The sequence below is a fragment of the Streptomyces sp. NPDC007264 genome (assembly GCF_042869095.1).
Classification (GTDB): domain Bacteria; phylum Actinomycetota; class Actinomycetes; order Streptomycetales; family Streptomycetaceae; genus Streptomyces.
In genome coordinates, this window is record NZ_JBIAFD010000003.1 from 279,312 (window position 1) to 300,050 (window position 20,739).

Consider the following 20,739-nt stretch of genomic DNA (forward strand, 5'->3'; position numbering starts at 1 on the left):
AGTGCACCATGAATACACTTCCCGCCCCATACCGGTCGGTAGTTAGCGACTCGAAAATTTTCCTTAGCGTAGGGAATGTTTGTAACAAGCATGTCGTTGTATCCGTACAGGAGCGGAGATACGACTCTCCGCGTCCGCCTCACCCAGTAGTTCTCCGCAGGAGGATGACCAGACGAAGGGAGAAGCCTCATGCGCTTCGAAATCATGCGACTCGACGATGTCGACGGTACGCCCGTGGACTCCACCGTCGTGGACGCCGCCTCCGTCAAGCAGATCGTTCAGCAGGCCGCGGCCATAGGGCAGCGACTCTGGATCCGCCCGGCCGAATCGCCCGCCTCGTAACACGCCGCGCAGGCGCACGTGGGACTTCGGAGCCCCGCACGGCATCGGTGCCGTGCGGGGCTTTGTGCGTACGGGGCCGCCTGTCGGCCCGCCGGGCGGCTCAGCTTCCGTGGACGACCTGGGTGACGCCGTTGATGATCTGCTGCACGGCGATCGCGGAAAGCATCATGCCGGCGAGCCGTGTCACCAGCACGACACCGCCGTCCTTGATCACGCGGATGATCAGCAGCGAGTAGCGCATGACCAGCCACAGCACGACGTGGATGGCGAGGATCGCCGTCCACACGGACATCTGGGAGCCCACGCCGTCCGCCTTCTGGACCGCGAGGATCACGGACACGATCGCACCCGGTCCGGCCAGCAGCGGCATACCGAGCGGCACCAGGGCGACGTTGACGTCCTTGGTCTGCTTCGGCTCGTCCGACTTGCCCGTCAGCAGGTCGAGAGCGATCAGCAGGAGCAGCAGCCCGCCCGCGATCATCAGCGCGGGCACGGAGACGTGCAGGTAGGCGAGGATCTGGTGGCCGAGCACCCCGAACACCGCGATGACACCGGCGGCCACGCACACGGCCTGGAAGGCCATCCGCCTCTGCACCTTGACGGGGCGCCCGGCGGTGAGGGCGAGGAAGATCGGGGTGATCCCGGGGGGATCCATGATCACGAAGAGGGTGAGGAAGAGGGAACCGAAGACGGCGACGTCGAACATGGAGGGCCTTGCGAGGAGTACGGACGAGCGCGCGGCGGCGAAGCGCCGCGGCCCCTGGGGAGTGGGGGGAGGCGGTTGCGCACGAGAGGCGCAGCGGTGGGCACGGCGGGCGGGCGCCGGACGCGTCCGGACGCCGTGCGGAGGGCGGAGATCCCGGTGCCGGCCGACCCTGCTGATCCGAACGACAGGGCCCGGCGGCGCTCTAGCGGGCGGGGCGGAGTCCGCCCGCGCCCGGCACCGGGAAGGCGCCGGTGGCGCGGCGGGTGATCTCCCCGTACACCTCGGGATCGGTGGTGTACTCCCCGAGCACGCACGTCTTGCGGCTGCCGTGGTAGTCGGAGGAGCCGGTGGCGAGCAGCCCCAGCTCCTCCGCGAGACCGCGCAGCCGTGCGCGGGTCGCCCGGTCGTGGTCCATGTGGTCGACCTCGACGCCGTCGAGCCCGGCGGCGGCGAGGTCGGCGATGGCCGACTCCGGTACGGTCCGTCCGCGCTTCGAGGCGGCCGGGTGCGCGAAGACGGTCACCCCGCCCGCGGCCTTGACCAGCCGGATCACCTCGAAGGGATCGGTCTCGTGCTTCGCGACATAGGCGCGGCCGCCATCGGCCAGCCACTTGGGGGTGAACGCGTCGGAGACGCTGCCCACCACGCCCAGCTCGACCAGGGCGGAGGCGATGTGCGGCCGCCCGACCGAGCCGTCGCCGGCGATGCGCGCCACCTGCTCCCAGGTGACCGGCACACCCAGCTCCCGCAGCTTGGCGATGATCGCGTGGGCCCGCGGCACCCGGTCGTCCCGCACCAGCTCGCGCTCGGCGAGCAGGTCGGGCTCCTCGGGGTCGAAGAGGTAGGCCAGCATGTGCATGCTGATGCCGTCCAGCCGGCAGGAGAGTTCGGCGCCGGTGACCAGGGTCAGCCCCTCCGGCAGTGCCTCGATCGCCTCCGCGTGCCCGCGCGTGGTGTCGTGGTCGGTGAGCGCGACGACGTCCAGACCGGCGGCGGCGGCGCCCAGCACCAGTTCGGCCGGGCTGTCCGTACCGTCGGAGGCGGTGGAGTGGGTGTGCAGATCGATGCGCACGACGCGGACTCCAGGCAGCGACGGGACGGACGGGGACGCTCAAGGATAACGGGCCGTGCGGGCCTCCTGTCACACCCGTGGCCGGGGTGCGCCCCCTACGCGCACCGCGTGCCGCGCCTCACGGTTCGAGCAGGCGCGGCGACAGCGCCCCGCAGGGCAGCAGGTCCACCTCCGCGCCCGCGTCCCGTACGTCCGTCAGCACCAGTTCGTCGTACATCAGCAGACCCGACTGCTCGGGCCAGACGACGGCCCACAGCCACAGGCCGCGCGCCTCGCCCGCGAAGACCGCGCGGTCGTCGGGGGTGCCCGAGACGTGCCACAGCGGCGTGGGACGACCGGCGGCCAGCACCTTGGCCTGCGGCGGCTTCTCGACGTTGATGTACGGGCCGGGGTCGGGGCCGTCCATGCCCGCGTAGCGCGCGCCGAGGCCGACGCCCAGCTCCTCGGCGACGAGGATCAGCTCACCGACTCCGCCCAGCGGCCCCGGACCCGAGCAGGCCACGGCCGTGGCACGGCCGCCGCTGCGGTCGTCGCCGGCGTACGCCACGCCCGTGAACAGCCAGCCGACGGGCAGCGGCCACGGCATCCACACCGGGACCTGGGCGCGGTGCACCACGACGCTGAGGGCCTCGACGCTGGGCGGGATCACGGGCTGCAGCGGATGCACGGTCCCGTGCACATCGCACTGCCAGGAGTCGGCAAAGAGTCCGGGAGCCCTGACCCGGCCACCACACTTCGGGCAACTGGGTTCGCCCCTCATAGGGCCCCACGGTCCTCCCCGTCCAGCGCCGCGTCAAGGACGATCACCCGTCCGGCGCGTGCCGACACACCGAGACCACCGACAAGAAGTGGATGCTCATTGCATCAATTAGCACCCCTAATTTAATGTGTGTATATGCCAACCATTTCGCGGACCCTGAGGAGAGGCATGAGCAGCAGCACAGCGGGCCCCGCCGCGGGCTCGGCCGCGGGCGATCCCCTGGACGCCGGAGCCGACGGGATCCTGCGCCAGCCCAGGGCCGTCCGGGCGACCGCGGGCGCCTCCGTCGTCGCGTTTCCTTCCTGAAGGAGCAGCCCAGGCCCGCACGGAAGACCTCGCCGCTGGACCCGGTCAAGGCACTCGCCCACGGCGGGCTGGCCGCCACGGCGGTCTCCGCGTTCTTCTACAACTACACGTTCTTCACCGTGCCGGCCTTCACGCCGTTCGTGCTGGACATGAGCCCGTACACATCGGGTGCGGTGTTCTTCGCGTGGGGGGTGCTGCTCGCCGTCTTCTCGGTCGTCGTGGCCCCGCGCCTGCAGGAGCGGTTCGGCTCCCTGAAGGTGCTCGGCGCCTCGCTGGTGCTGCTCGCCGCCGACGTCGTCGTCCTCGGCTACGGCGACCACACCACCGCCGTGGCCTGCACGGTCGCGTCGGGTGCCCTCATCGGCGTGAACAACACCGTCTACACCGAGCTGGCCCTCGGGGTCTCGGACGCCCCGCGCCCCGTGGCCAGCGCCGGCTACAACTTCGTACGGTGGTTCGCCGCCGCGGCCGCGCCCTACCTCGCGCCGAAGATCGCGGAGTGGAGCGACCCCCGCGCCCCGTTCGTGGCCGCCGGGGCCACGGCGGTCGTGGGCGCGCTCGTGATCCTCGTACGGCACACCGCGCTCGCCCTTCCGCACGGCCTCGGCTCCGCCCGCCCGCCGGGGAGCGCCGCGGCGAAGGAGCGCCGGGCCGCGGCCGAGGGACAGGGGGCACATCCCGCGGGCGGAGGCGAGGACGCGGTCCTCACGCCGTGATTCCCCGGCCCGGACCGGTGGTGACTTTCGTCACTCCAGCGGGACGGACCGGCGGAAGGGATCCCGCAGATCCGTCCCGTTCGCCAGCCAGCGCTCCTGGAGGGCCTGGGCGCCGTGCACCCGCTTCCAGGCGGCCTCGTTCGCGGTCATCGGCAACAGCGGCAGGAACCGTACGGGCTCCAGCGGCTCCTCCAGTTCCAGGTCCTCGACCAGGCCGCCCGGTTCGGCGACCAGGACAGAGGTGAACGCGGCTTCGGGCCACAGCGGTCCGCCCACGTCCAGTGAGCCGCCGGGCGCCACGACCACGCCTTCGACCTGCGGGGACGCGGCGAGCGCGGCGAGCGGGCGGAGCACCTTGTCGGTGTCGGCCAGTCCCGCGCGGACGGAGAGGAGCAGCTCGGCGCGCGGCCCCCTGACGGGATCGGCGAGAGCCGCCGCCGGGTCCGTCATGGGCTGCGCGGACATGCCGAGCGTGGCGTAGCGGACGATGTCGCCCTCGTGGAAACGCAGCACCTCGATGCGGTCCGTGCCGAGGAAGGTGACCGCGGCGCGTGCGTCCGGTTCACCCAGCGCGGTGCGCAACCGGGCCTCGACCAGAGGAAGTACATCAGCCATGGCGCGAGCATAGAACTCGTCAGCACCAGGCAAAGCGGCGCCTTGACACTTCGGTCGGCTGATACTCTGGCGCGGTGGTTCGGGGCAGCACGCAGAAGCGGAGCTATCGAGTCCCGACGCCGATGAGACTCCCTCACGGGGGACCGGCCGGAGGAGGTGGGGCTGTCATGGATCGAAGTCGACCGTGCAGTACCACCCGCTCTTCCGGCCGCTGATGCAGCTCTCTGGCCACTGGCCGGCTGCCGCCTCTCACCACTCGCACCCTCGGTACGTCGCGGAAGAGCACTTCGTTTCGCCTTGCCTGATCTGTCTGATCTGAATCAGCAGTGGAGCCCGCCACCGTGACGGTGCGGTGCTTCCCGCTTTGTGGACGTGCCAAACATCCCTCCCCCGAAGGGCGGGGAGAGACCCCTTGTCAGAACGTCCCCATTCCGGGCAGTTCCACCCGTCCCCGGCGCCTTTCGCTGCTCGCTGCGAAGGAGCCTGCCATGTCGATGATCCGTGACCTGCGCGCCGCGGTGCGTCCCTCCCGCCCCGCCCTGCGCCAGGACGGCGGCACCACGTACGACACCACGCGCGACCCCGGGGCGGCGTCCGCCGTCGTCGACTGCGCCGTCTACCGCGACGGCGTCCGCATCGACACGCACAAGCCGCTGTCCCCGCACGAGGCCATGCGGCTGGTGCGGCGCGAGGGAGGCTTCGTGTGGATCGGGCTGCACGAACCGACCGAGGCCGAATTCGCCGGTATCGCCAGTGAGTTCGGGCTGCACCCGCTGGCGGTCGAGGACGCGGTGCAGGCGCACCAGCGGCCGAAGCTGGAGCGGTACGACGACTCCCTCTTCACGGTCTTCAAGACCATCCACTACGTCGAGCACGACCGGCTGACCGCCAACAGCGAGGTCGTCGAGACCGGTGAGGTCATGTGCTTCACCGGACGGCACTTCTTCATCACCGTCCGGCACGGCGGACAGGGTTCGCTGCGGGCGCTGCGCCACCGGCTTCAGGACGAGCCGGAGCTGCTGGCCAAGGGGCCCTCGGCCGTGCTGCACGCGATCGCCGACCATGTCGTGGACGGCTACATCGCGGTCGCGGACGCGGTGCAGGACGACATCGACGAGGTGGAGACGGAGGTCTTCTCACCAGGCCGCAAGGGCACGCCCCGGGGCACCGACGCCAGCCGCATCTACCAGCTCAAGCGCGAGGTGCTGGAGTTCAAGCGGGCGGTGGCGCCGCTGCTGCGGCCGATGCAGCTGCTGAGCGAGCGGCCGATGCGGCTGATCGACCCCGACATCCAGAAGTACTTCCGCGATGTCGCCGACCATGTCGCCCGGGTCCACGAGCAGGTGGTGGGCTTCGACGAGCTGCTGAACTCGATCCTCCAGGCCAACCTGGCGCAGGCGTCGGTCGCACAGAACGAGGACATGCGCAAGATCACGGCGTGGGCGGCGATCATCGCGGTGCCGACGATGGTGTGCGGGGTGTACGGGATGAACTTCACCTACATGCCCGAGCTGCACTGGAAGTACGGCTACCCGGTGATCATGACCGTCACGGTGGCCCTCTGTCTGGGCATCCACCGCACGCTGAAGCGCAACGGCTGGCTGTGAGCGGCTCCCACCAGGCTCTGCCGTTCGGACCGGGCCGGCTGTGGGCCCCGGCGCCTTCCAGGCGACGCCGGGACGATCCGACGACAGGGCCTAGGCTGGGCGCATGACAAGCGAGCTGCTCGACCGCGCCCTCGTCGAGGAGGCCACCAAGAAGTCCGGGCTGATCTGGGTCCAGGGCGCGCCCGCCCCCGGCGGGGACCCCGAGGGCACGCCGACGCGGGCGCTGTGGCACGTGTGGCACGAGGGTGCCGTGTGCGTGGTCGGCGACGGTCCCGGCGAGCAGCCGCTGCCCGGTCTGACCGACGGCGGGGACGCGGTCGTCACGGTCCGCAGCAAGGACAAGGGCGGCCGGATCGTCAGCTGGCCCGCGACGGTGACGGAACTCGCGCCGGGCTCCCCCGAGTGGGAGGGTGCGGTGGCCGAGCTGAAGGGCAAGCGGCTGAACGCCCGTGACGGGGAGCAGATGCCGGAGCGCTGGCGCCGGGAGTGCCGGGTCCTGCGACTGGAGCCGCGGGGCACGACGGTGCCGCTGCCCCAGGGTTCGCTGGCGGCCCCGCCGGCACCGACCCCGGCGACGACCCGCCGCCCCGTCCCGGCGGCCCTGCCCCGGCTCCTGCTGCGCAAGCGCCGCTGAGCGCTCCGCGCGGCGTCCGGCGCATCACCTGCGCGTCCGTCGCGGCCGCTCGCGCGGTTCCCCGCGCCCCTTCGGGGCCGGGTGCCGTCCCTCACGACGACGGCAGTTGCCGCCCGTAGTCCAGCGTCTCGTTCTTCGGTGGCTCCTGGAGGGCGAAGTCCTTGCCCCAGTCCGTCAGGCGGAGCGTCCCGGCGTTGCCCGCGCGGACCAGCCGCAGCGGATAGGGGGCTCCCTCCAGGGAGACGTCCAGCGTGCCGCCGGAACCCTTGTCGCCGGTGATGCGGATGGTGCGGACGCCGTCCTGCTCGTGGTGGCCGGCCGTCGCCAGCTCGCCGTGCAGCGTGAGGAGCCCGTCCAGCAGCACGTCCTTGTCGGTGAAGCCGCTGAAGCGCTGGTAGGCCGGGTCCTGCGTCGGCACCTTCACATACATCCCGTCCAGCTTGTTCGCGGCGGCCGTCGAACCCCCGTCCTGCCCCGCGCCGCCCTGCTGGTTCCAGAACGCGGCGTCGGCCTTCAGGAACAGGTGCTCGCCCACCCGCAGCAGCCGGAACGTCCCGTTCTTCGAGGTGACCGACCCGGTGCCGCCGTCGCCCTTCAGCCGCATGTCCAGCGTGTACGTACCGCCGTTGCTGACCACGGTCCCGGACAGCCGCACCGTGGGCGCCGACTTCGCCGCCGTGCGCGTCCGGCTCTGGATCTTCTCGGCCGGCAGCTTGCCCACACCGTTCGTCCCGGCGTCCGGGTCGCCGCTGCTGCACCCCGTCAGAACCGCACCCGTCGCGACCAGTGCGCACATCACGCCCGTCAGCGCGGCGCGGCGGGTACGGCCCTGGGGAATTGCAGTCACGGGTGGGGCTGCCTCTCGTGCGGGTGTCCTCCTGGCGTACGGCAGCGTACCGGTGCCCGGGGGGGCCTTCCGGAGCCAGTCCGTCCGCACCACTCGCCAGGGCATCCCGCATCGGGACGGGCTAGCCTGAAGCGCACGCGAGCGTGACATAACGGCCGGAACAGGAGGCGCGGGCATGGCGGCAGGCGCCCCTCGCATCTTCGTCTCGCACCTGTCCGGCGTCGCCGTGTTCGACCCCAACGGCGACCCGGTGGGGCGCGTGCGGGACATGGTCGTCATGCTGCGCGTCGGACGGCGCCCCCCGCGGCTGCTCGGCCTGGTCGTCGAACTCACCACCCGCCGCCGCATCTTCCTGCCCATGACCCGGGTGACCGGCGTCGAGTCCGGCCAGGTGATCACCACCGGCGTGGTGAACGTCCGCCGCTTCGAGCAGCGGCCCACCGAGCGGCTGGTCTTCGGGGAACTGCTCGACAAGCGCGTCCGGCTCGTCGAGACCGGCGAGGAGGTGACGGTCCTCGATCTGTCCGTGCAGCAGCTGCCGGCCCGCCGGGACTGGGAGGTGGGCCGGGTCTTCGTGCGCAAGGGGAGGAGCGGCGCCTTCCGGCGCAGCAAGGGAGAGACGCTCACCGTCGAGTGGTCCGCGGTCACCGGGTTCTCCCTGGAGGAGCACGGGCAGGGCGCCGAGAGTCTGCTGGCCACCTTCGAGCAGCTGCGCCCCGCCGACCTCGCCAATGTGCTGCACCACCTCTCCGCCAAGCGCCGCGCCGAGGTCGCGGCCGCCCTCGACGACGACCGCCTCGCCGATGTCCTCGAACAGCTGCCCGAGGACGACCAGATCGAGATCCTCGGCAAGCTCCAGGAGGAGCGTGCCGCGGACGTCCTGGAGGCGATGGACCCGGACGACGCCGCCGACCTGCTCGGCGAACTGCCGGAGGACGAGAAGGAACGGCTGCTGAGCCTCATGCAGCCCTCCGACGCCGCCGACATGCGCCGCCTGATGGCGTACGAGGAGAAGACGGCGGGTGGCCTGATGACCACCGAGCCGATCGTGCTGCGGCCCGACGCGACCGTCGCCGACGCGCTCGCCCGGGTCCGCAACCGCGATCTCTCCCCGGCGCTCGCCGCCCAGGTGTACGTCTGCCGCCCGCCGGACGAGACGCCGACCGGCAAGTACCTGGGCACCGTGCACTTCCAGCGGCTGCTGCGCGACCCGCCGTACACGCTCGTCAGCTCGATCCTCGACGACGATCTGCAACCCCTCACCCCGGACGCGGCGCTGCCCGTGGTGGCCGGGTTCTTCGCGACCTACGACATGGTGGCGGCGCCCGTCGTCGACGAGGCGGGCTCCCTGCTCGGTGCGGTGACCGTCGACGACGTCCTCGACCACATGCTGCCCGAGGACTGGCGCGAGGCGGAGTTCGGCCTCGAGGACGAGGGGGCCTCCGATGGCGCATGAGCGCGACCGGCTCCCCTCGGGCGCGACCGCCGCCGGCGCCAGGGCCTCGGCCTCCGCCAGGGCGGGGAGGGACCTCCATCGCCCCCGGCTCGACCAGCCGCAGCCGCGCCGCACCCGCCTGCTGCCCGAGTGGGACCCGGAGGCGTTCGGCCGCCTGTCGGAGCGGATCGCGCGGTTCCTGGGGACCGGGCGGTTCATCGTCTGGATGACGGTCGTCATCGTGATGTGGGTGCTGTGGAACGTCGCCGCCCCGCGCCACCTGCGCTTCGACTCGTATCCGTTCATCTTCCTGACGCTGATGCTGTCCCTGCAGGCCTCCTACGCGGCCCCGCTGATCCTGCTCGCCCAGAACCGGCAGGCCGACCGCGACCGGGTCAACCTCGAGCAGGACCGCAAGCAGAACGAGCGGTCGATCGCGGACACCGAGTACCTCACCCGGGAGATCGCCGCACTGCGCACCGGCCTGGGAGAGGTGGCGACCCGCGACTGGATCAGGTCCGAGCTCCAGGACTTCGTGAAGGAGCTGGAGGAGCGGCGGCGCGGCGACGGACATGTCGCACAGCCGGCGGAGCGGGCGCGCGGACGTGACGTAGAAGACCGCTGACGGGCTTACCGAGGCGCGCCCCCGGCGCCGTACCATCGTCCTTATGGCTACGGAAGACGCGGTGCGCGAGGCACTGGCGACGGTGAACGACCCCGAGATCCAGCGACCCATCACCGAACTGGGAATGGTCAAATCGGTGGAGATCGGCGCGGACGGAGCGGTCGCGGTCACCGTGTACCTGACGGTCTCGGGCTGTCCCATGCGCGACACGATCACGCGGCGCGTCACCGAGGCCGTCTCCCGTGTCGAGGGCGTCACCCGCGTCGACGTCACGCTCGACGTGATGAGCGACGAGCAGCGCCGCGAGCTGGCGACCGCGCTGCGCGGCGGCCAGACCGAGCGCGAGGTCCCGTTCGCCAAGCCGGGCTCCCTCACCCGCGTGTACGCGGTGGCCTCCGGCAAGGGCGGCGTGGGCAAGTCCTCCGTCACGGTGAACCTGGCGGCGGCGATGGCGGCCGACGGGCTGAAGGTCGGTGTCGTGGACGCCGACATCTACGGCCACAGCGTGCCGCGCATGCTGGGTGCGGACGGCCGCCCGACCCAGGTCGAGAACATGATCATGCCGCCGTCCGCCCACGGTGTGAAGGTCATCTCCATCGGGATGTTCACCCCGGGCAACGCGCCGGTCGTCTGGCGCGGCCCGATGCTGCACCGCGCGCTCCAGCAGTTCCTCGCCGACGTCTTCTGGGGGGACCTGGACGTGCTGCTGCTCGACCTGCCGCCGGGCACCGGCGACATCGCGATCTCGGTCGCGCAGCTGATCCCGAACGCGGAGATCCTGGTGGTGACCACCCCGCAGCAGGCGGCCGCCGAGGTCGCGGAGCGGGCCGGGGCCATCGCCGTCCAGACCCACCAGAAGATCGTGGGCGTGGTCGAGAACATGTCGGGACTGCCCTGCCCGCACTGCGGCGAGATGGTCGACGTCTTCGGCACGGGCGGCGGCCAGCTGGTCGCGGACGGCCTGACCCGGACGACGGGTGCGACGGTCCCGGTCCTCGGCTCCATCCCCATCGACGTCCGGCTGCGCGAGGGCGGCGACGAGGGCAGGCCCGTGGTCCTCACGGACCCGCAGTCCCCGGCCGGCTCCGCCCTGCGCGCCATCGCGGGCAAGCTGGGAGGGCGGCAGCGCGGCCTGGCGGGCCTGTCCCTGGGGATCACCCCGAAGAACAAGTTCTAGCGCGTTCCGGAGCGGCCCGCGGGGGCCGGCGGCCCGCGGGCACGATGTCCCGCGACGGGGGCAGCGCCGTACGGCGTTGCCCCCGTGCTGTGCGCGGGCCGCCTAGGCGTAGGCGGCGATGTCCTTGATCGCGGCGAAACCGAGCCCGTAGGCGCTCATGCCCCTGCCGTACGCCCCCACGTGCACCCCGGCCTGCGTGGAGCCCGCGAGCACCCAGCCGAACTCGGACTCGCGGTAGTGGAACGGCGTCGGAACGCCGTCCACGGGCAGCGAGAGGGTGGACCAGTCGGGCCCGGCCAGGTCGTCCGCGAGGACCCACGCCGTCTCGGTCTGCTGGTCCAGCCAGTCGTCCCGGAGGCTGTGGTCCAGCTGCCGGGGCCAGGTGAACGCCAGCAGCCCCACGCCCGCCAGCCAGGCCGCGGAGGCGACCGACGTGGCTTCCAGCAGGCCCGTGCCGTCCGGGCTGCGCCGTACGGGGTTGGCCGCGACCGTCACCACGACCGCGAACCGCTCCTTGTCCTCGGTGGCCTCGTTCGGCACGGACGGCTCGTCGCCGTGCCCGATCGAACCGTGCTCCACGGCGCCGTCGGCCGAGGTTCCCACCTGCATCAGCCAGCGCGGTCCCGTGAACGCCTCGTCGAGGCCGTACCACGGGAAGGACGCCCGGAGGTAGCCGTCGACCGTGCGCCGGGCGAAGGGGAACTGCCGTTCGCCCTCCGCGGCCGGCGCCTGTGCGCCCACCCGACTCGTCGTCTCCATGTGCCCGGACGCCTCCTCGCTCTCGTCGGACCCGAGCGGCCCGCCCCCCACGGGCGTCCTCGCTCACAAACGGTCCGCGCAACAACTCGGCAGCATAACCACAGGGTTGCGAGCTGCAGGAAAACGCCCGGCGCGTACGGCCCTCCGCACGTCGCAATACGGCCATCGCCCGCACGCCCCCGGGCGGCTTCGGCCGGGCGTCCACGGACGACGGCGGCCGGCGTCCCCGGGCGGCTCAGGCGCGTCCCTGGGCGGCTCAGGCGCGTCCGCGACGGCTCAGGCGCGTCCGCGACGGCTCAGGTGGCGTCCGCGTCGAAGGGCGGGTGCTCGTGCGTGTCGGTGTTCTCGGGCTTCTTCGTCATGTCGACGGAACCCGAGGCGGACGCCTGGGATGAGGAGGCCGACGGCGGCTCGGGCTCACGCCCGTGCACGGCGTCCGTGACCTCGGCCATCTCCTTCTTCAGGTCGAAGCCGTTGCGGATCTCCTTGATCCCCAGGTCGTCGCTGTCCAGCTGCTTGCGGACGAACGTCTTGGGGTTGAGGTCCTCGAACTCGAAGTCCTTGAACTCCGGACCCAGTTCGTCGCGGATGTCCTGCTTGGCGCTCTCGGAGAACTCGCGGATCTTGCGAATGGTGCGTGTGACGTCCTGGATCATCTTCGGGAGCTTGTCCGGACCGAAGACGAGCACGGCGAGGACAACGAGCGTCACCAGCTCGAGCGGTCCTATGTCATTGAACACCTGAAGCTCCTTGCGATGTCCTCGGTCCTCGGCCCTCGGTGGTCTGTGCGGGTCTTCCGTGGTCCGGGCCGGATCCACGGTACCCGCCGTTCCCGCCGGACCGGTACCGCACCTGCGTCCGGACCGCGTGTGCACGGCGGGTTTTCCGGGTTGTTCGCCCGGGCGGGCACGTCGCCGACACCCGCCCGCAGGGTTCGTGTCAGCCGCCGCCCGCCGAGCCGAGCACGAGCGTGATCGTCCGGCTCCGGCCGTCGCGGCTGACGGTCAGCTCCAGGCGGTCGCCGGGGCGGTGCGCCCGGGTCCTGACGATGAGTTCCTCTCCGGAGTGGACGCGCACCCCGTCGACGTCCGTGATGACGTCGCCGGGCTCGATGCCGGCCTTGTCGCCGGGGCCGCCCCGAGTGACCGCGGAGCCGCCGTCCGTGCCCTTCGCGCCGACCCGGGCGCCGTCACCCGAGTAGTCCATGTCGAGGGTCACACCGATCACCGGGTGGGTGGCCCTGCCGGTGTTGATCAGCTCCTCGGCGACCCGCTTGGCCTGGTTGACCGGTATCGCGAAGCCCAGCCCGATCGACCCCGCCTGGCCGCCCTGGTCCGACGCGCTGTCGGCGGAGCGGATGGCGGAGTTGATGCCGACGACACGGCCCTTGGCGTCGAGCAGGGGGCCGCCGGAGTTGCCCGGGTTGATGGGGGCGTCGGTCTGCAGGGCGTCGACGTACGAGACGTCGCTTCCGTCGCCCTTCTCCCCGCCGGCCGTGATGGGCCGCTCCTTGGCGCTGATGATCCCCGAGGTGACGGTGCCGGCGAGGTCGAAGGGGGCACCGATGGCGACGACCGGGTCACCGACCTGGACGTTGTCGGAGTTGCCGAGGGGCATGGGCCGCAGGCCGCTGACACCGCCGACCTTGACGACGGCGAGGTCGTAGCCGCTGTCCCGGCCGACGACGGTGGCCTTGGCGGTCTCGCCGCCGTTGAAGGTCACGGATATCCGGCCACCGTCCGCGGCGGGTTCGACGACGTGGTTGTTGGTGAGGATGTGTCCCCGATCGTCGAGGACGAACCCGGTGCCGGTGCCCGCGGTGTCGGCGCCCTTGACGTGCAGGGTCACCACGCTCGGCAGTGCGCGGGCGGCGATCCCGGCCACGCTGTCCGGGGCGCGCCCCCGGGGCTCCTCGCCGGCCTGCGGCAGCCTGACGTCACCGACCCCGCCGTCGCGCTCCACGACCACCCCGACGGCGCCGCCGACGCCGCCGGCCACCAGCGCGATCAGGACGGCCCCGAGCACGAGCGTCTTCCTGGCCCGCCTGGTCCGCTGCTCCCGGCCGACGACCGGGGCGCCGTTCTGCTGGAGGGGGCCCTGGGCCGCCCAGGGGTCGTAGTTCTGCCAGGGGGTGGCCGGGTACGCGGAGGCGGGAGCGGGAGCGGGAGCGGGAGCGGGAGCGGCCGCCGTCGGGGCGTCCGCCGCGCCGGCGGGCTGCACGCCGGCCGCGAGGGGCGCGGGCGTCAGATCGGGGGCCGTTCCGGCGGGGACCGCCGTGCCGGGCACGGGCATGCCGGGGGCCGGGGCGTCCGGCACCGCGGACGGCACCGGGGCCTGGGCCTGGGCCTGGGCCTGGGCCGGGGGCATCGGGGCGCCCTGCGTCGTGAACGGGGGGACAGCCGTTCCGTGGGCGGGGGTGGCCGCCGGGTGCTGGACGGGGGGAGCGGGGGCCCAGGGGCCCGGTTGACCGTAGGGCGGCGTGCCGTACGGGTCGGGGTCGTGGAGGGGCTGGGGACGGTCGGCGGGAGTGCCGTACACATCCGCGTCCGGCTGCCGGGAGGCGCCCCCCTCACCGCTGGTGGAGCCTTCCTGCTCGGTGCCGCCCGCTCCACCGGCACCGGGGGTGGCGGCGTCGGCCGCGCCCCCGCTCCCCGGGTTCACCGGGGCCGGGGCCGTGGCCGGGGCCGGGCGCTCCAGTTCGAAGTCCCCCTCGGCATTGACCTCACCGCGCGCCGGCGCACCGGCGATGCGGCCGCCCGGCTCGCCGTCACCGGCGGACCCTTCGCCCGGGCCCGGCCCGGCTTCCCTCGCAGGGTCCGCAGGGACCGGCTTCCCCTCGTTCATGCTCTCCCCACACCCGGCCCGCGGCGCGGCGGCGCCGGGGTCGCCGCTGGCTTCTCGGTTCCGCGCCCGGAACGCAGCTGCGGGCGCAATCTCCATGGATTCAATCAGGTTCCCGGGCCGCCGCGCAGACGACCGGTTCAGTGGGTACGGTGCGGGGTCGGACTGGGGGACGCGTCGGCGGACGCGGCCGGCAGCGGCGCGGCCGACAGCCCGGGGGCCCTGAGCTGCGGGGTGGCCGACCACGAGGTCAGCGTGAGCGGTGCCGCCTCGGTGAGCGGGCGTATGAGCGGGGACATGGCGGCGGCTCCGGCCACCACGGGGGTGGTCAGGACCCGCATCTCCGAGGATTCCCGCAGGGCCGGGGCCGGAGCGGCGGGCAGCAGGGGCGCCGAGGCCGCCGTGGTCACCACGGAGGGCGTCTGGCCGAGCGTGCGCTGCCCCAGGAAGGGCCCGGCGGCGACGGTGCGGCGGCGCTGGGTGTCGGGCGCCGTGGCACTGCCTGTCCCCGGTGAGCGCACGGGGGTCGCATTGCTTCCGGTCCCGGTGCCGCCGCGTGCCTCCACGCCCGCGCCGGTCGTCGCGCCCGTGGACACTCCGCCGAGCGCGATCGCGGCCAGCGACACGGCGCCCGCGGCGGCGAACGCGAACCGCAGCCCCCGTGAGGAGGGCCGCTCGTCCGGACGGCCGACGGGATGGATACGGAAACCGCGGTCCCCGGCCAGGGCCCGGTCCTCGGCGGCGGACAGCGCCGCGGCGTGCGGTCCCGAGGGGAGATAGCCGAAGGACTCGCCCCTCACTCCGAAGACGCCGGGGTCCGAGAGCGGCCCGGCGGCCGGCGGAAGCCTTCTGCCGAGCCCTCCCCCGCCGAGCGGCGTGCCGCCGCCGCCCTCCAGGCCGCCTCCCGCGGGCAGGCCCTGGAGGCGGGCCAGGAAGCTCTCGGAGGGCGGCGGGGGGGCCGCCTCCGCGAAGACGTTCTTCAGCCGGCGCTGCGCGTCGGCCTCGGCCTTGCACTTCGCGCACGTGGCCAGGTGGGCCAGCACGCGCTCGCGCGTCTCATGACCCAGCTCTCCGTCCACCAGGGCGGAGAGCCGGTCTCCCAGGTGCTGCTCGGCCGGTGTGGGGCGACGGGATCCACTCACGCGGGCGCGCCTCCTCCCCCCAGCGCGGGCACCCGAGGCAGGAAGGACCGGCGCTCGGCGCGGGCCTCGGGCGAGCGGTGCGCGAGAGCCTTGCGCAACTGCGAGCGGCCGCGGTGGATCCGGGAGCGCACCGTGCCGAGCTTGACGCCCAGGGTCGCGGCGATCTCCTCGTACGACAGTCCCTCGATGTCGCACAGCACGACGGCCGCGCGGAACTCGGGCGCGAGGGTGTCCAGGGCCTGCTGGACGTCGGCGTCGAAGTGCGCGTCGTTGAAGACCTGCTGCGGGGTGGGCTCGCGGCTCGCCAGCCGCTCGGCCGCGTCCTCGCCGAGCGCGTCGAAGCGGATGCGCTGCTTGCGCCGGACCATGTCCAGGAACAGGTTCGTGGTGATGCGGTGCAGCCAGCCCTCGAAGGTGCCGGGCGTGTACGTCGACAGGGAGCGGAAGACCCGGACGAAGACCTCCTGGGTCAGGTCCTCGGCGTCGTGCTGGTTTCCGGTGAGGCGGTACGCCAGCCGGTAGACCCGGCCGCTGTGCGTGCTGACGATCTCCTCCCAGGAGGGCGGAGTCCACGTCTGCGAGTCCGCGTCGGTGGCGAAGGTCGCGGTCTGCGCGGTCTCGGCAGCGTGGTGCGTGTCAGCGATGTCGGTCACGGATTTCGGCTCACCCGACGGCCTGAGGAAGCGCCGCAGCACTCCTCCCCGATCCACAGGCGCAGCCGCACCTCCCCTGTCGGCTCTGGTGGTGTCCAGTGGAGCCCCTACCATAGCGACCTCGCCCGTTAGCTCCGGATAAGCGGTTTTGCGAGAATTTGTTGAGCGCTGATGCGACTGCGTCGGAACCCGCTCGCCCTCCAGGTCCATCCGCCGCCCCCGTCGTGCCCCGCTGTTCTTTCCACCCTTCTCAACGCCTGGTCCCATCTGCTGGTTCCCGCCGCCAACGGATACAGTCACGCCCAGGCAATCGCGGGGACAGGAGAGGGTCATTACCGGCAACCGGCAGACGAGCTGGGCGTTCGCCGACGCCTATGTCGCCGAGGACGACGCGCTGCGCTGGGCCCGCGAGCGGGCCCGTGAGGCGGGGCTGCGCTCGGTGTCGCCCGGCACGGGCGCGGCCCTGCGGTTGCTCGCCGCCACCGTGGACGCGAAGGCGGTGGCGGAGATCGGCACCGGGTGCGGCGTCTCCGGGATCCACCTGCTGCACGGCATGCGGCCCGACGGCGTCCTGACCACCGTGGACCCGGAGCCGGAGCACCAGCAGTTCGCCCGCCACGCCCTCCGCGCCGCCGGCTTCGCGAGCAACCGGGCCCGGTTCATCCCGGGTCGCGCCCTGGACGTGCTGCCCCGGCTCGCGGACGCCGGCTACGACCTCGTCTTCTGCGACGGCGACCGGCTCGAGGTCCTGGACTACCTCGCTGAATCGTTGCGCCTGCTGCGTCCGGGCGGGCTCGTCGTCTTCGAGGGCGTCTTCGCCCACGGCCGCACCGTGGACTCGGGACCGCAGCCCACCGAGGTGCTGCGGCTGCGGGAGCTGCTGCGCACGGTCCGGGAGAGCACGGATCTGGCGCCCTCGCTGCTGCCGGTGGGCGACGGGCTGCTGTGCGTGGTCAAACGCTGAGCGCGCGGCGCACCCGGGTCGTGTCCACGGATCACCCACCACAGCAGGCTGCCCCGGCACCGTCTACGATGCCGGGGCAGCCGAAAGATGGGGTCCGCTTGCGCGTCAGCCGACGACCTTCTTGAGGGCGTCGCCGAGCGCGTCAGCCTCGTCAGGGGTCAGCTCGACAACGAGCCGACCGCCGCCTTCGAGCGGAACGCGCATGACGATGCCCCGCCCCTCCTTGGTCACCTCGAGCGGGCCGTCGCCCGTCCGCGGCTTCATGGCCGCCATGCTCGTTCCCCTTCCTGAAACCAGCTCATCGTCTGCCGACAACGCCCCCTCAAAGAGGGCACACGGCCCTTCGGGGGACACGCGACACCGGCATCGAACACATTGCTTCCAAGCCATTATCCCGCATCTCAGGACCTGATGACCAACATCGGTCGGCATCGCTTGGGCAACACGCGCGAGCAAAACCACTCAATTCGGCGATGTGCCTGTGATACTGCGCCCCTGCACCGACGTCACCCGGCCGTATACGGACGGAAATTCTTTGACGCAGGTCACACGTCGGGTCCGTTCCCTGGCCGGGGATCTCCGCCATGCTGTCTTCGGACGCAGGGCGTACCGACCGGTACGCCGGAGCCGCGACACCGGAGGGGACCGACCATGGCCGACACCGTGCGCTACGAGGTGAGCGACGGACTCGCGACGATCACGCTGAACCGTCCCGAGGCGATGAACGCACTGAACATCGCGACCAAGGTCGCCTTCCGGGACGCGCTGGAGTCCGCCGCGGACGACCAGAAGGTGCGGGCGATCCTGCTCACCGCGGCCGGGGAGCGGGCGTTCTGCGTGGGCCAGGACCTCAAGGAGCACATCGGGCTGCTGGCCTCCGACCGGGAGACGGGCTCCGGCCGGACCATGAGCACCGTGCGCGACCACTACAACCCGATCGTCCGGGCGCTGGCCGGTGCGGCCAAGCCGGTGGTGGCCGCGGTGAACGGGGTCGCCGCCGGGGCCGGGTTCGGGTTCGCGCTGGCCGCCGACTACCGGATCGTGGCGGACACCGCGTCGTTCAACACGTCGTTCGCGGGGGTCGCGCTCACCGCGGACTCGGGCGTCTCGTGGACACTGCCCCGCGTCGTGGGACCCGGGCGCGCCGCCGACCTGCTGCTCTTCCCGCGCACCATCAGCGCACAGGACGCGTACGAGCTGGGGATCGCCAACCGGGTCGTTCCCGCGGCCGAGCTGCGGGCGGAGGCCGAGAAGGTCGCACGGGCGCTCGCCGAGGGGCCGACGGTGGCCTACGCGGCGCTCAAGGAGGCGGTGGCGTACGGCCTCACGCACACCTTGGAGGAGACCCTGGACAAGGAGGACGAGCTGCAGGCGCGGGCCGGGGCCTCCGAGGACCACGCGATCGCGGTGCAGGCGTTCATCGACAAGGAGAAGCCCAAGTACCTGGGCCGATGAGCCGCGGCCGGGCGGACGCTCCGGGGTCGTGCCGCACGCGCCCGCCCGGCGCCGCGCGGGGCGGCCGGGCCGGCCCGCTCCCGGCCGCCCCGCGCGGCGTGCGGTGCTCAGCCGCCGGACGGCACACTCCTGGAGGCGCACGCCTCCACGTGGTCGTCGACCAGTCCGCACGCCTGCATCAGCGCGTAGGCCGTCGTGGGGCCCACGAACCGCAGGCCACGCTTCTTGAGCGCCTTCGACAGGGCCGCCGACTCGTCCGTGACCGCAGGGACGTCCGCGAGGGTCCTGGGCACGGGGCGGGAGGCCCGGTCGGGGGCGTGGGACCAGATCAGCTCGTCCAGCGCCCCCGGCGCCCAGTCGGCCAGCACGCGCGCGTTGGCGAGCGTCGCCTCGATCTTGGCGCGATTGCGGATGATGCCGGGGTCGGCCAGCAGGCGCTCCCGGTCGGCCTCCGTGAAGGCGGCCACCTCGGCGATCCGGAAGTCGGCGAAGGCCGCGCGGAAGCCCTCACGGCGGCGCAGGATCGTGATCCACGACAGGCCCGACTGGAACGCCTCCAGGGAGAGCCGCTCGTACAGCGCGTCGTCACCGTGGACCGGGCGGCCCCACTCCTCGTCGTGGTAGCTCATGTAGTCCCCGCTCGACACGGCCCAGGGGCAGCGCAGCACGCCGTCGGGTCCGGCCAGGGCCGCGCCGCTCACTGCTGCGCCCCCTGGTCCCGGTCGTCCCTGCGGGCTCCGGCGGCGTAGGCGCCGGCGAGCGCGGCCTCCAGGTCGGCGATGCGGGCGTCCCGCTCGGCGATCTCGGCGCCGAGGCGGCCCAGGGCGTCGTCCACGTCCGCCATGCGGTAGCCGCGGAGCGTGAGGGGGAAGCGCAGGCTCTCCACGTCCGCCCGGCCGACCGGGCGGTCCGGCGGGAGCGGGTCGTCGAACCGCTCCGGTGCCGCCTCCGGCAGGGGGGCGCTCTCGCCGCCGCCCACCACGGCCAGGGTCACCGCGGCCACCACGACGGCGAGCGCGACGACCAGGAAGAAGAACATGAACATCACTGAGGTCCCCACGCTCGGTGCCGGCGCGCTGGGCGCCGACGCGGAAGTGCCATGTCGAAAGTGTCTGGGTCCGATCGTGCCATGGGACGCTGACAACTAAGGTCGCAGGCGGCGGGACAACGGACGTTCGGGAAGAGGTCACAGCGGATGCTCAGGCTGGGCAGGCGGGAATTCGGCGCGCACGAGCCGGTGATCATGGCGATCGTGAACCGGACTCCGGACTCCTTCTACGACCAGGGGGCCACGTTCCGCGACGAGCCCGCCCTCGCGCGCGTGGAACAGGCCGTGGCGGAGGGCGCCGCGATCATCGACATCGGCGGGGTCAAGGCCGGTCCGGGCGACGAGGTGACGGCCGAGGAGGAGGCGCGGCGGACGGTCGGTTTCGTCGCCGCGGTGCGACGCCGCTTCCCCGACGTGGTGATCAGCGTGGACACCTGGCGGCACGAGGTGGGCGAGGCGGTGTGCGAGGCGGGTGCGGACCTGCTCAACGACGCGTGGGGCGGGGTCGATCCACGGCTCGCGGAGGTCGCGGCGCGCCACGGGGTGGGGCTGGTGTGCACGCATGCGGGGGGCGCGCAGCCGCGGACGCGTCCGCACCGGGTGGTGTACGACGACGTCATGGCCGACATCCTGGAGGTCACGCTGGGGCTGGCCGAGCGTGCGGTGGCCCTCGGGGTGCCGCGCGAGTCGGTGCTGATCGATCCGGGCCATGACTTCGGGAAGAACACGCGCCACAGCCTGGAGGCGACGCGGCGGCTGGACGAGATGGTCGCCACGGGGTGGCCGGTGCTGGTGTCGCTGTCCAACAAGGACTTCGTGGGCGAGTCGCTGGACAAGCCGGTGAAGGAGCGGGTGCTGGGCACCCTGGCGACGACGGCGGTGTCGGCGTGGCTGGGGGCGCGGGTGTACCGCGTGCACGAGGTGGCGGAGACGCGGCAGGTGCTGGACATGGTGGCGTCCATCGCCGGACACCGCCCGCCGGCGGTGGCACGGCGGGGGCTGGCCTAGGGCGGGGTGCGGGTCCCGGCACCTGGC

Annotated in this window: 23 protein-coding genes and 1 pseudogene; 11 read left to right on the plus strand and 13 right to left on the minus strand. The window is 72.6% G+C overall.

Features of this window, described 5'->3' with window-relative positions; translation table 11 throughout:
* Nucleotides 1–189 precede the first annotated feature (189 nt).
* Nucleotides 190–342 (plus strand): hypothetical protein, encoded by a 153-nt coding sequence (locus ACFYMU_RS06280; protein ID WP_388368606.1) that lies wholly within the window; start codon nucleotides 190–192, stop codon nucleotides 340–342.
* Nucleotides 343–442: 100 nt separating this feature from the next.
* Here the strand turns inward: ACFYMU_RS06280 and ACFYMU_RS06285 are convergent, their stop codons facing one another.
* The 3 genes from ACFYMU_RS06285 to ACFYMU_RS06295 all read right to left on the minus strand — a co-directional run bounded on the left by ACFYMU_RS06285 (nucleotide 443) and on the right by ACFYMU_RS06295 (nucleotide 2,880).
* Entirely contained in the window at nucleotides 443–1,048 is a 606-nt protein-coding gene (locus ACFYMU_RS06285; RefSeq protein ID WP_388368609.1) for a MarC family protein, read from the minus strand.
* Between the two features lie 202 nt (nucleotides 1,049–1,250).
* Nucleotides 1,251–2,120, minus strand: coding sequence for a PHP domain-containing protein (locus tag ACFYMU_RS06290; protein ID WP_388368612.1), 870 nt, complete (start codon nucleotides 2,118–2,120; stop codon nucleotides 1,251–1,253).
* 118 nt (nucleotides 2,121–2,238) lie between these two features.
* The gene (locus ACFYMU_RS06295; protein WP_388368615.1) at nucleotides 2,239–2,880 is read right to left on the minus strand and encodes a DUF6758 family protein; all 642 of its coding nucleotides are present in this window, start codon (nucleotides 2,878–2,880) and stop codon (nucleotides 2,239–2,241) included.
* A 168-nt stretch (nucleotides 2,881–3,048) separates the two neighbouring features.
* Between ACFYMU_RS06295 and ACFYMU_RS06300 the strand changes: the two genes are divergently transcribed.
* Together ACFYMU_RS06300 and ACFYMU_RS06305 are read left to right on the plus strand one after the other, a co-directional pair.
* Nucleotides 3,049–3,186, plus strand: a complete 138-nt coding sequence (locus ACFYMU_RS06300; RefSeq protein ID WP_388369173.1) for a hypothetical protein — start codon at nucleotides 3,049–3,051, stop codon at nucleotides 3,184–3,186.
* Nucleotides 3,177–3,902: pseudogene (locus tag ACFYMU_RS06305) on the plus strand (MFS transporter); the annotation flags it as partial. The gene ACFYMU_RS06300 and the pseudogene ACFYMU_RS06305, both read left to right, overlap by 10 nt.
* A gap of 30 nt (nucleotides 3,903–3,932) precedes the next feature.
* Here the strand turns inward: ACFYMU_RS06305 and ACFYMU_RS06310 are convergent.
* Nucleotides 3,933–4,517 (minus strand): suppressor of fused domain protein, encoded by a 585-nt coding sequence (locus tag ACFYMU_RS06310; protein WP_388368618.1) that lies wholly within the window; start codon nucleotides 4,515–4,517, stop codon nucleotides 3,933–3,935.
* 488 nt (nucleotides 4,518–5,005) lie between these two features.
* Between ACFYMU_RS06310 and ACFYMU_RS06315 the strand changes: the two genes are divergently transcribed.
* Both ACFYMU_RS06315 and ACFYMU_RS06320 read left to right on the plus strand, forming a co-directional pair.
* Complete coding sequence (locus tag ACFYMU_RS06315; RefSeq protein WP_388368620.1) at nucleotides 5,006–6,124, plus strand: magnesium and cobalt transport protein CorA; 1,119 nt, start codon at nucleotides 5,006–5,008, stop codon at nucleotides 6,122–6,124.
* A 103-nt stretch (nucleotides 6,125–6,227) separates the two neighbouring features.
* A complete protein-coding gene (locus ACFYMU_RS06320) occupies nucleotides 6,228–6,758 on the plus strand; it encodes a hypothetical protein (RefSeq protein WP_388368623.1) in 531 nt (176 codons plus the stop codon).
* Between the two features lie 91 nt (nucleotides 6,759–6,849).
* Here the strand turns inward: ACFYMU_RS06320 and ACFYMU_RS06325 are convergent, their stop codons facing one another.
* Nucleotides 6,850–7,605, minus strand: coding sequence for a hypothetical protein (locus ACFYMU_RS06325; RefSeq protein WP_388368626.1), 756 nt, complete (start codon nucleotides 7,603–7,605; stop codon nucleotides 6,850–6,852).
* Between the two features lie 175 nt (nucleotides 7,606–7,780).
* Between ACFYMU_RS06325 and ACFYMU_RS06330 the strand changes: the two genes are divergently transcribed.
* The 3 genes from ACFYMU_RS06330 to ACFYMU_RS06340 are packed head-to-tail and all read left to right on the plus strand — an operon-like array spanning nucleotide 7,781 to nucleotide 10,842.
* Complete coding sequence (locus tag ACFYMU_RS06330) at nucleotides 7,781–9,061, plus strand: magnesium transporter MgtE N-terminal domain-containing protein (protein WP_388368629.1); 1,281 nt, start codon at nucleotides 7,781–7,783, stop codon at nucleotides 9,059–9,061.
* Nucleotides 9,051–9,665: a DUF1003 domain-containing protein gene (locus ACFYMU_RS06335; RefSeq protein ID WP_388368631.1), complete on the plus strand. Its 615-nt coding sequence runs from the start codon at nucleotides 9,051–9,053 to the stop codon at nucleotides 9,663–9,665. The genes ACFYMU_RS06330 and ACFYMU_RS06335 overlap by 11 nt, the downstream gene beginning before the upstream one ends.
* 43 nt (nucleotides 9,666–9,708) lie before the next feature.
* Nucleotides 9,709–10,842, plus strand: coding sequence for an Mrp/NBP35 family ATP-binding protein (locus tag ACFYMU_RS06340; protein WP_388368633.1), 1,134 nt, complete (start codon nucleotides 9,709–9,711; stop codon nucleotides 10,840–10,842).
* A gap of 102 nt (nucleotides 10,843–10,944) precedes the next feature.
* Here the strand turns inward: ACFYMU_RS06340 and ACFYMU_RS06345 are convergent, their stop codons facing one another.
* The 5 genes from ACFYMU_RS06345 to sigE all read right to left on the minus strand — a co-directional run bounded on the left by ACFYMU_RS06345 (nucleotide 10,945) and on the right by sigE (nucleotide 16,279).
* A complete protein-coding gene (locus ACFYMU_RS06345; RefSeq protein ID WP_388368635.1) occupies nucleotides 10,945–11,601 on the minus strand; it encodes a hypothetical protein in 657 nt (218 codons plus the stop codon).
* Between the two features lie 296 nt (nucleotides 11,602–11,897).
* On the minus strand, nucleotides 11,898–12,341 hold the full coding sequence (locus ACFYMU_RS06350) for a sec-independent translocase (RefSeq protein WP_388368638.1): 444 nt from the start codon (nucleotides 12,339–12,341) through the stop codon (nucleotides 11,898–11,900).
* A gap of 199 nt (nucleotides 12,342–12,540) precedes the next feature.
* On the minus strand, nucleotides 12,541–14,445 hold the full coding sequence (locus ACFYMU_RS06355; RefSeq protein ID WP_388368641.1) for a trypsin-like peptidase domain-containing protein: 1,905 nt from the start codon (nucleotides 14,443–14,445) through the stop codon (nucleotides 12,541–12,543).
* A gap of 137 nt (nucleotides 14,446–14,582) precedes the next feature.
* Entirely contained in the window at nucleotides 14,583–15,584 is a 1,002-nt protein-coding gene (locus tag ACFYMU_RS06360) for an anti-sigma factor family protein (RefSeq protein ID WP_388368644.1), read from the minus strand.
* Nucleotides 15,581–16,279: an RNA polymerase sigma factor SigE gene (sigE, locus tag ACFYMU_RS06365; protein ID WP_388369156.1), complete on the minus strand. Its 699-nt coding sequence runs from the start codon at nucleotides 16,277–16,279 to the stop codon at nucleotides 15,581–15,583. Before sigE ends, ACFYMU_RS06360 begins: the two co-directional genes overlap by 4 nt.
* A gap of 223 nt (nucleotides 16,280–16,502) precedes the next feature.
* On the opposite strand from sigE, the gene ACFYMU_RS06370 reads away from it, so the two are divergent.
* Nucleotides 16,503–17,201 (plus strand): O-methyltransferase, encoded by a 699-nt coding sequence (locus ACFYMU_RS06370; RefSeq protein WP_388369158.1) that lies wholly within the window; start codon nucleotides 16,503–16,505, stop codon nucleotides 17,199–17,201.
* A gap of 105 nt (nucleotides 17,202–17,306) precedes the next feature.
* Here the strand turns inward: ACFYMU_RS06370 and ACFYMU_RS06375 are convergent, their stop codons facing one another.
* Entirely contained in the window at nucleotides 17,307–17,474 is a 168-nt protein-coding gene (locus ACFYMU_RS06375; protein ID WP_003966491.1) for a DUF3117 domain-containing protein, read from the minus strand.
* A 378-nt stretch (nucleotides 17,475–17,852) separates the two neighbouring features.
* On the opposite strand from ACFYMU_RS06375, the gene ACFYMU_RS06380 reads away from it, so the two are divergent.
* Nucleotides 17,853–18,656: an enoyl-CoA hydratase/isomerase family protein gene (locus ACFYMU_RS06380; RefSeq protein ID WP_388368647.1), complete on the plus strand. Its 804-nt coding sequence runs from the start codon at nucleotides 17,853–17,855 to the stop codon at nucleotides 18,654–18,656.
* A gap of 107 nt (nucleotides 18,657–18,763) precedes the next feature.
* On the opposite strand, the gene ACFYMU_RS06385 is transcribed toward ACFYMU_RS06380, so the two are convergent.
* A complete protein-coding gene (locus ACFYMU_RS06385; protein ID WP_388368649.1) occupies nucleotides 18,764–19,357 on the minus strand; it encodes a DNA-3-methyladenine glycosylase I in 594 nt (197 codons plus the stop codon).
* On the minus strand, nucleotides 19,354–19,701 hold the full coding sequence (locus ACFYMU_RS06390) for a DivIVA domain-containing protein (protein ID WP_388368652.1): 348 nt from the start codon (nucleotides 19,699–19,701) through the stop codon (nucleotides 19,354–19,356). The genes ACFYMU_RS06385 and ACFYMU_RS06390 overlap by 4 nt, the downstream gene beginning before the upstream one ends.
* 150 nt (nucleotides 19,702–19,851) lie before the next feature.
* On the opposite strand from ACFYMU_RS06390, the gene folP reads away from it, so the two are divergent.
* Entirely contained in the window at nucleotides 19,852–20,712 is an 861-nt protein-coding gene (gene folP, locus ACFYMU_RS06395; RefSeq protein WP_388368655.1) for a dihydropteroate synthase, read from the plus strand.
* The last annotated feature ends 27 nt before the right edge of the window (nucleotides 20,713–20,739 follow it).

Bases quoted from the DNA above. Each gene is read 5' to 3' on its own strand.
- ACFYMU_RS06280 (WP_388368606.1), top strand. From the start codon at position 190: ATGCGCTTCGAAATCATGCGACTCGACGATGTCGACGGTACGCCCGTG.
- ACFYMU_RS06285 (WP_388368609.1), bottom strand. From the start codon at position 1,048: ATGTTCGACGTCGCCGTCTTCGGTTCCCTCTTCCTCACCCTCTTCGTG.
- ACFYMU_RS06295 (WP_388368615.1), bottom strand. From the start codon at position 2,880: ATGAGGGGCGAACCCAGTTGCCCGAAGTGTGGTGGCCGGGTCAGGGCT.
- ACFYMU_RS06300 (WP_388369173.1), top strand. From the start codon at position 3,049: ATGAGCAGCAGCACAGCGGGCCCCGCCGCGGGCTCGGCCGCGGGCGAT.
- ACFYMU_RS06310 (WP_388368618.1), bottom strand. From the start codon at position 4,517: ATGGCTGATGTACTTCCTCTGGTCGAGGCCCGGTTGCGCACCGCGCTG.
- ACFYMU_RS06315 (WP_388368620.1), top strand. From the start codon at position 5,006: ATGTCGATGATCCGTGACCTGCGCGCCGCGGTGCGTCCCTCCCGCCCC.
- ACFYMU_RS06320 (WP_388368623.1), top strand. From the start codon at position 6,228: ATGACAAGCGAGCTGCTCGACCGCGCCCTCGTCGAGGAGGCCACCAAG.
- ACFYMU_RS06330 (WP_388368629.1), top strand. From the start codon at position 7,781: ATGGCGGCAGGCGCCCCTCGCATCTTCGTCTCGCACCTGTCCGGCGTC.
- ACFYMU_RS06335 (WP_388368631.1), top strand. From the start codon at position 9,051: ATGGCGCATGAGCGCGACCGGCTCCCCTCGGGCGCGACCGCCGCCGGC.
- ACFYMU_RS06340 (WP_388368633.1), top strand. From the start codon at position 9,709: ATGGCTACGGAAGACGCGGTGCGCGAGGCACTGGCGACGGTGAACGAC.
- ACFYMU_RS06345 (WP_388368635.1), bottom strand. From the start codon at position 11,601: ATGGAGACGACGAGTCGGGTGGGCGCACAGGCGCCGGCCGCGGAGGGC.
- ACFYMU_RS06355 (WP_388368641.1), bottom strand. From the start codon at position 14,445: ATGAACGAGGGGAAGCCGGTCCCTGCGGACCCTGCGAGGGAAGCCGGG.
- ACFYMU_RS06375 (WP_003966491.1), bottom strand. From the start codon at position 17,474: ATGGCGGCCATGAAGCCGCGGACGGGCGACGGCCCGCTCGAGGTGACC.
- ACFYMU_RS06380 (WP_388368647.1), top strand. From the start codon at position 17,853: ATGGCCGACACCGTGCGCTACGAGGTGAGCGACGGACTCGCGACGATC.
- ACFYMU_RS06390 (WP_388368652.1), bottom strand. From the start codon at position 19,701: ATGTTCATGTTCTTCTTCCTGGTCGTCGCGCTCGCCGTCGTGGTGGCC.
- folP (WP_388368655.1), top strand. From the start codon at position 19,852: ATGCTCAGGCTGGGCAGGCGGGAATTCGGCGCGCACGAGCCGGTGATC.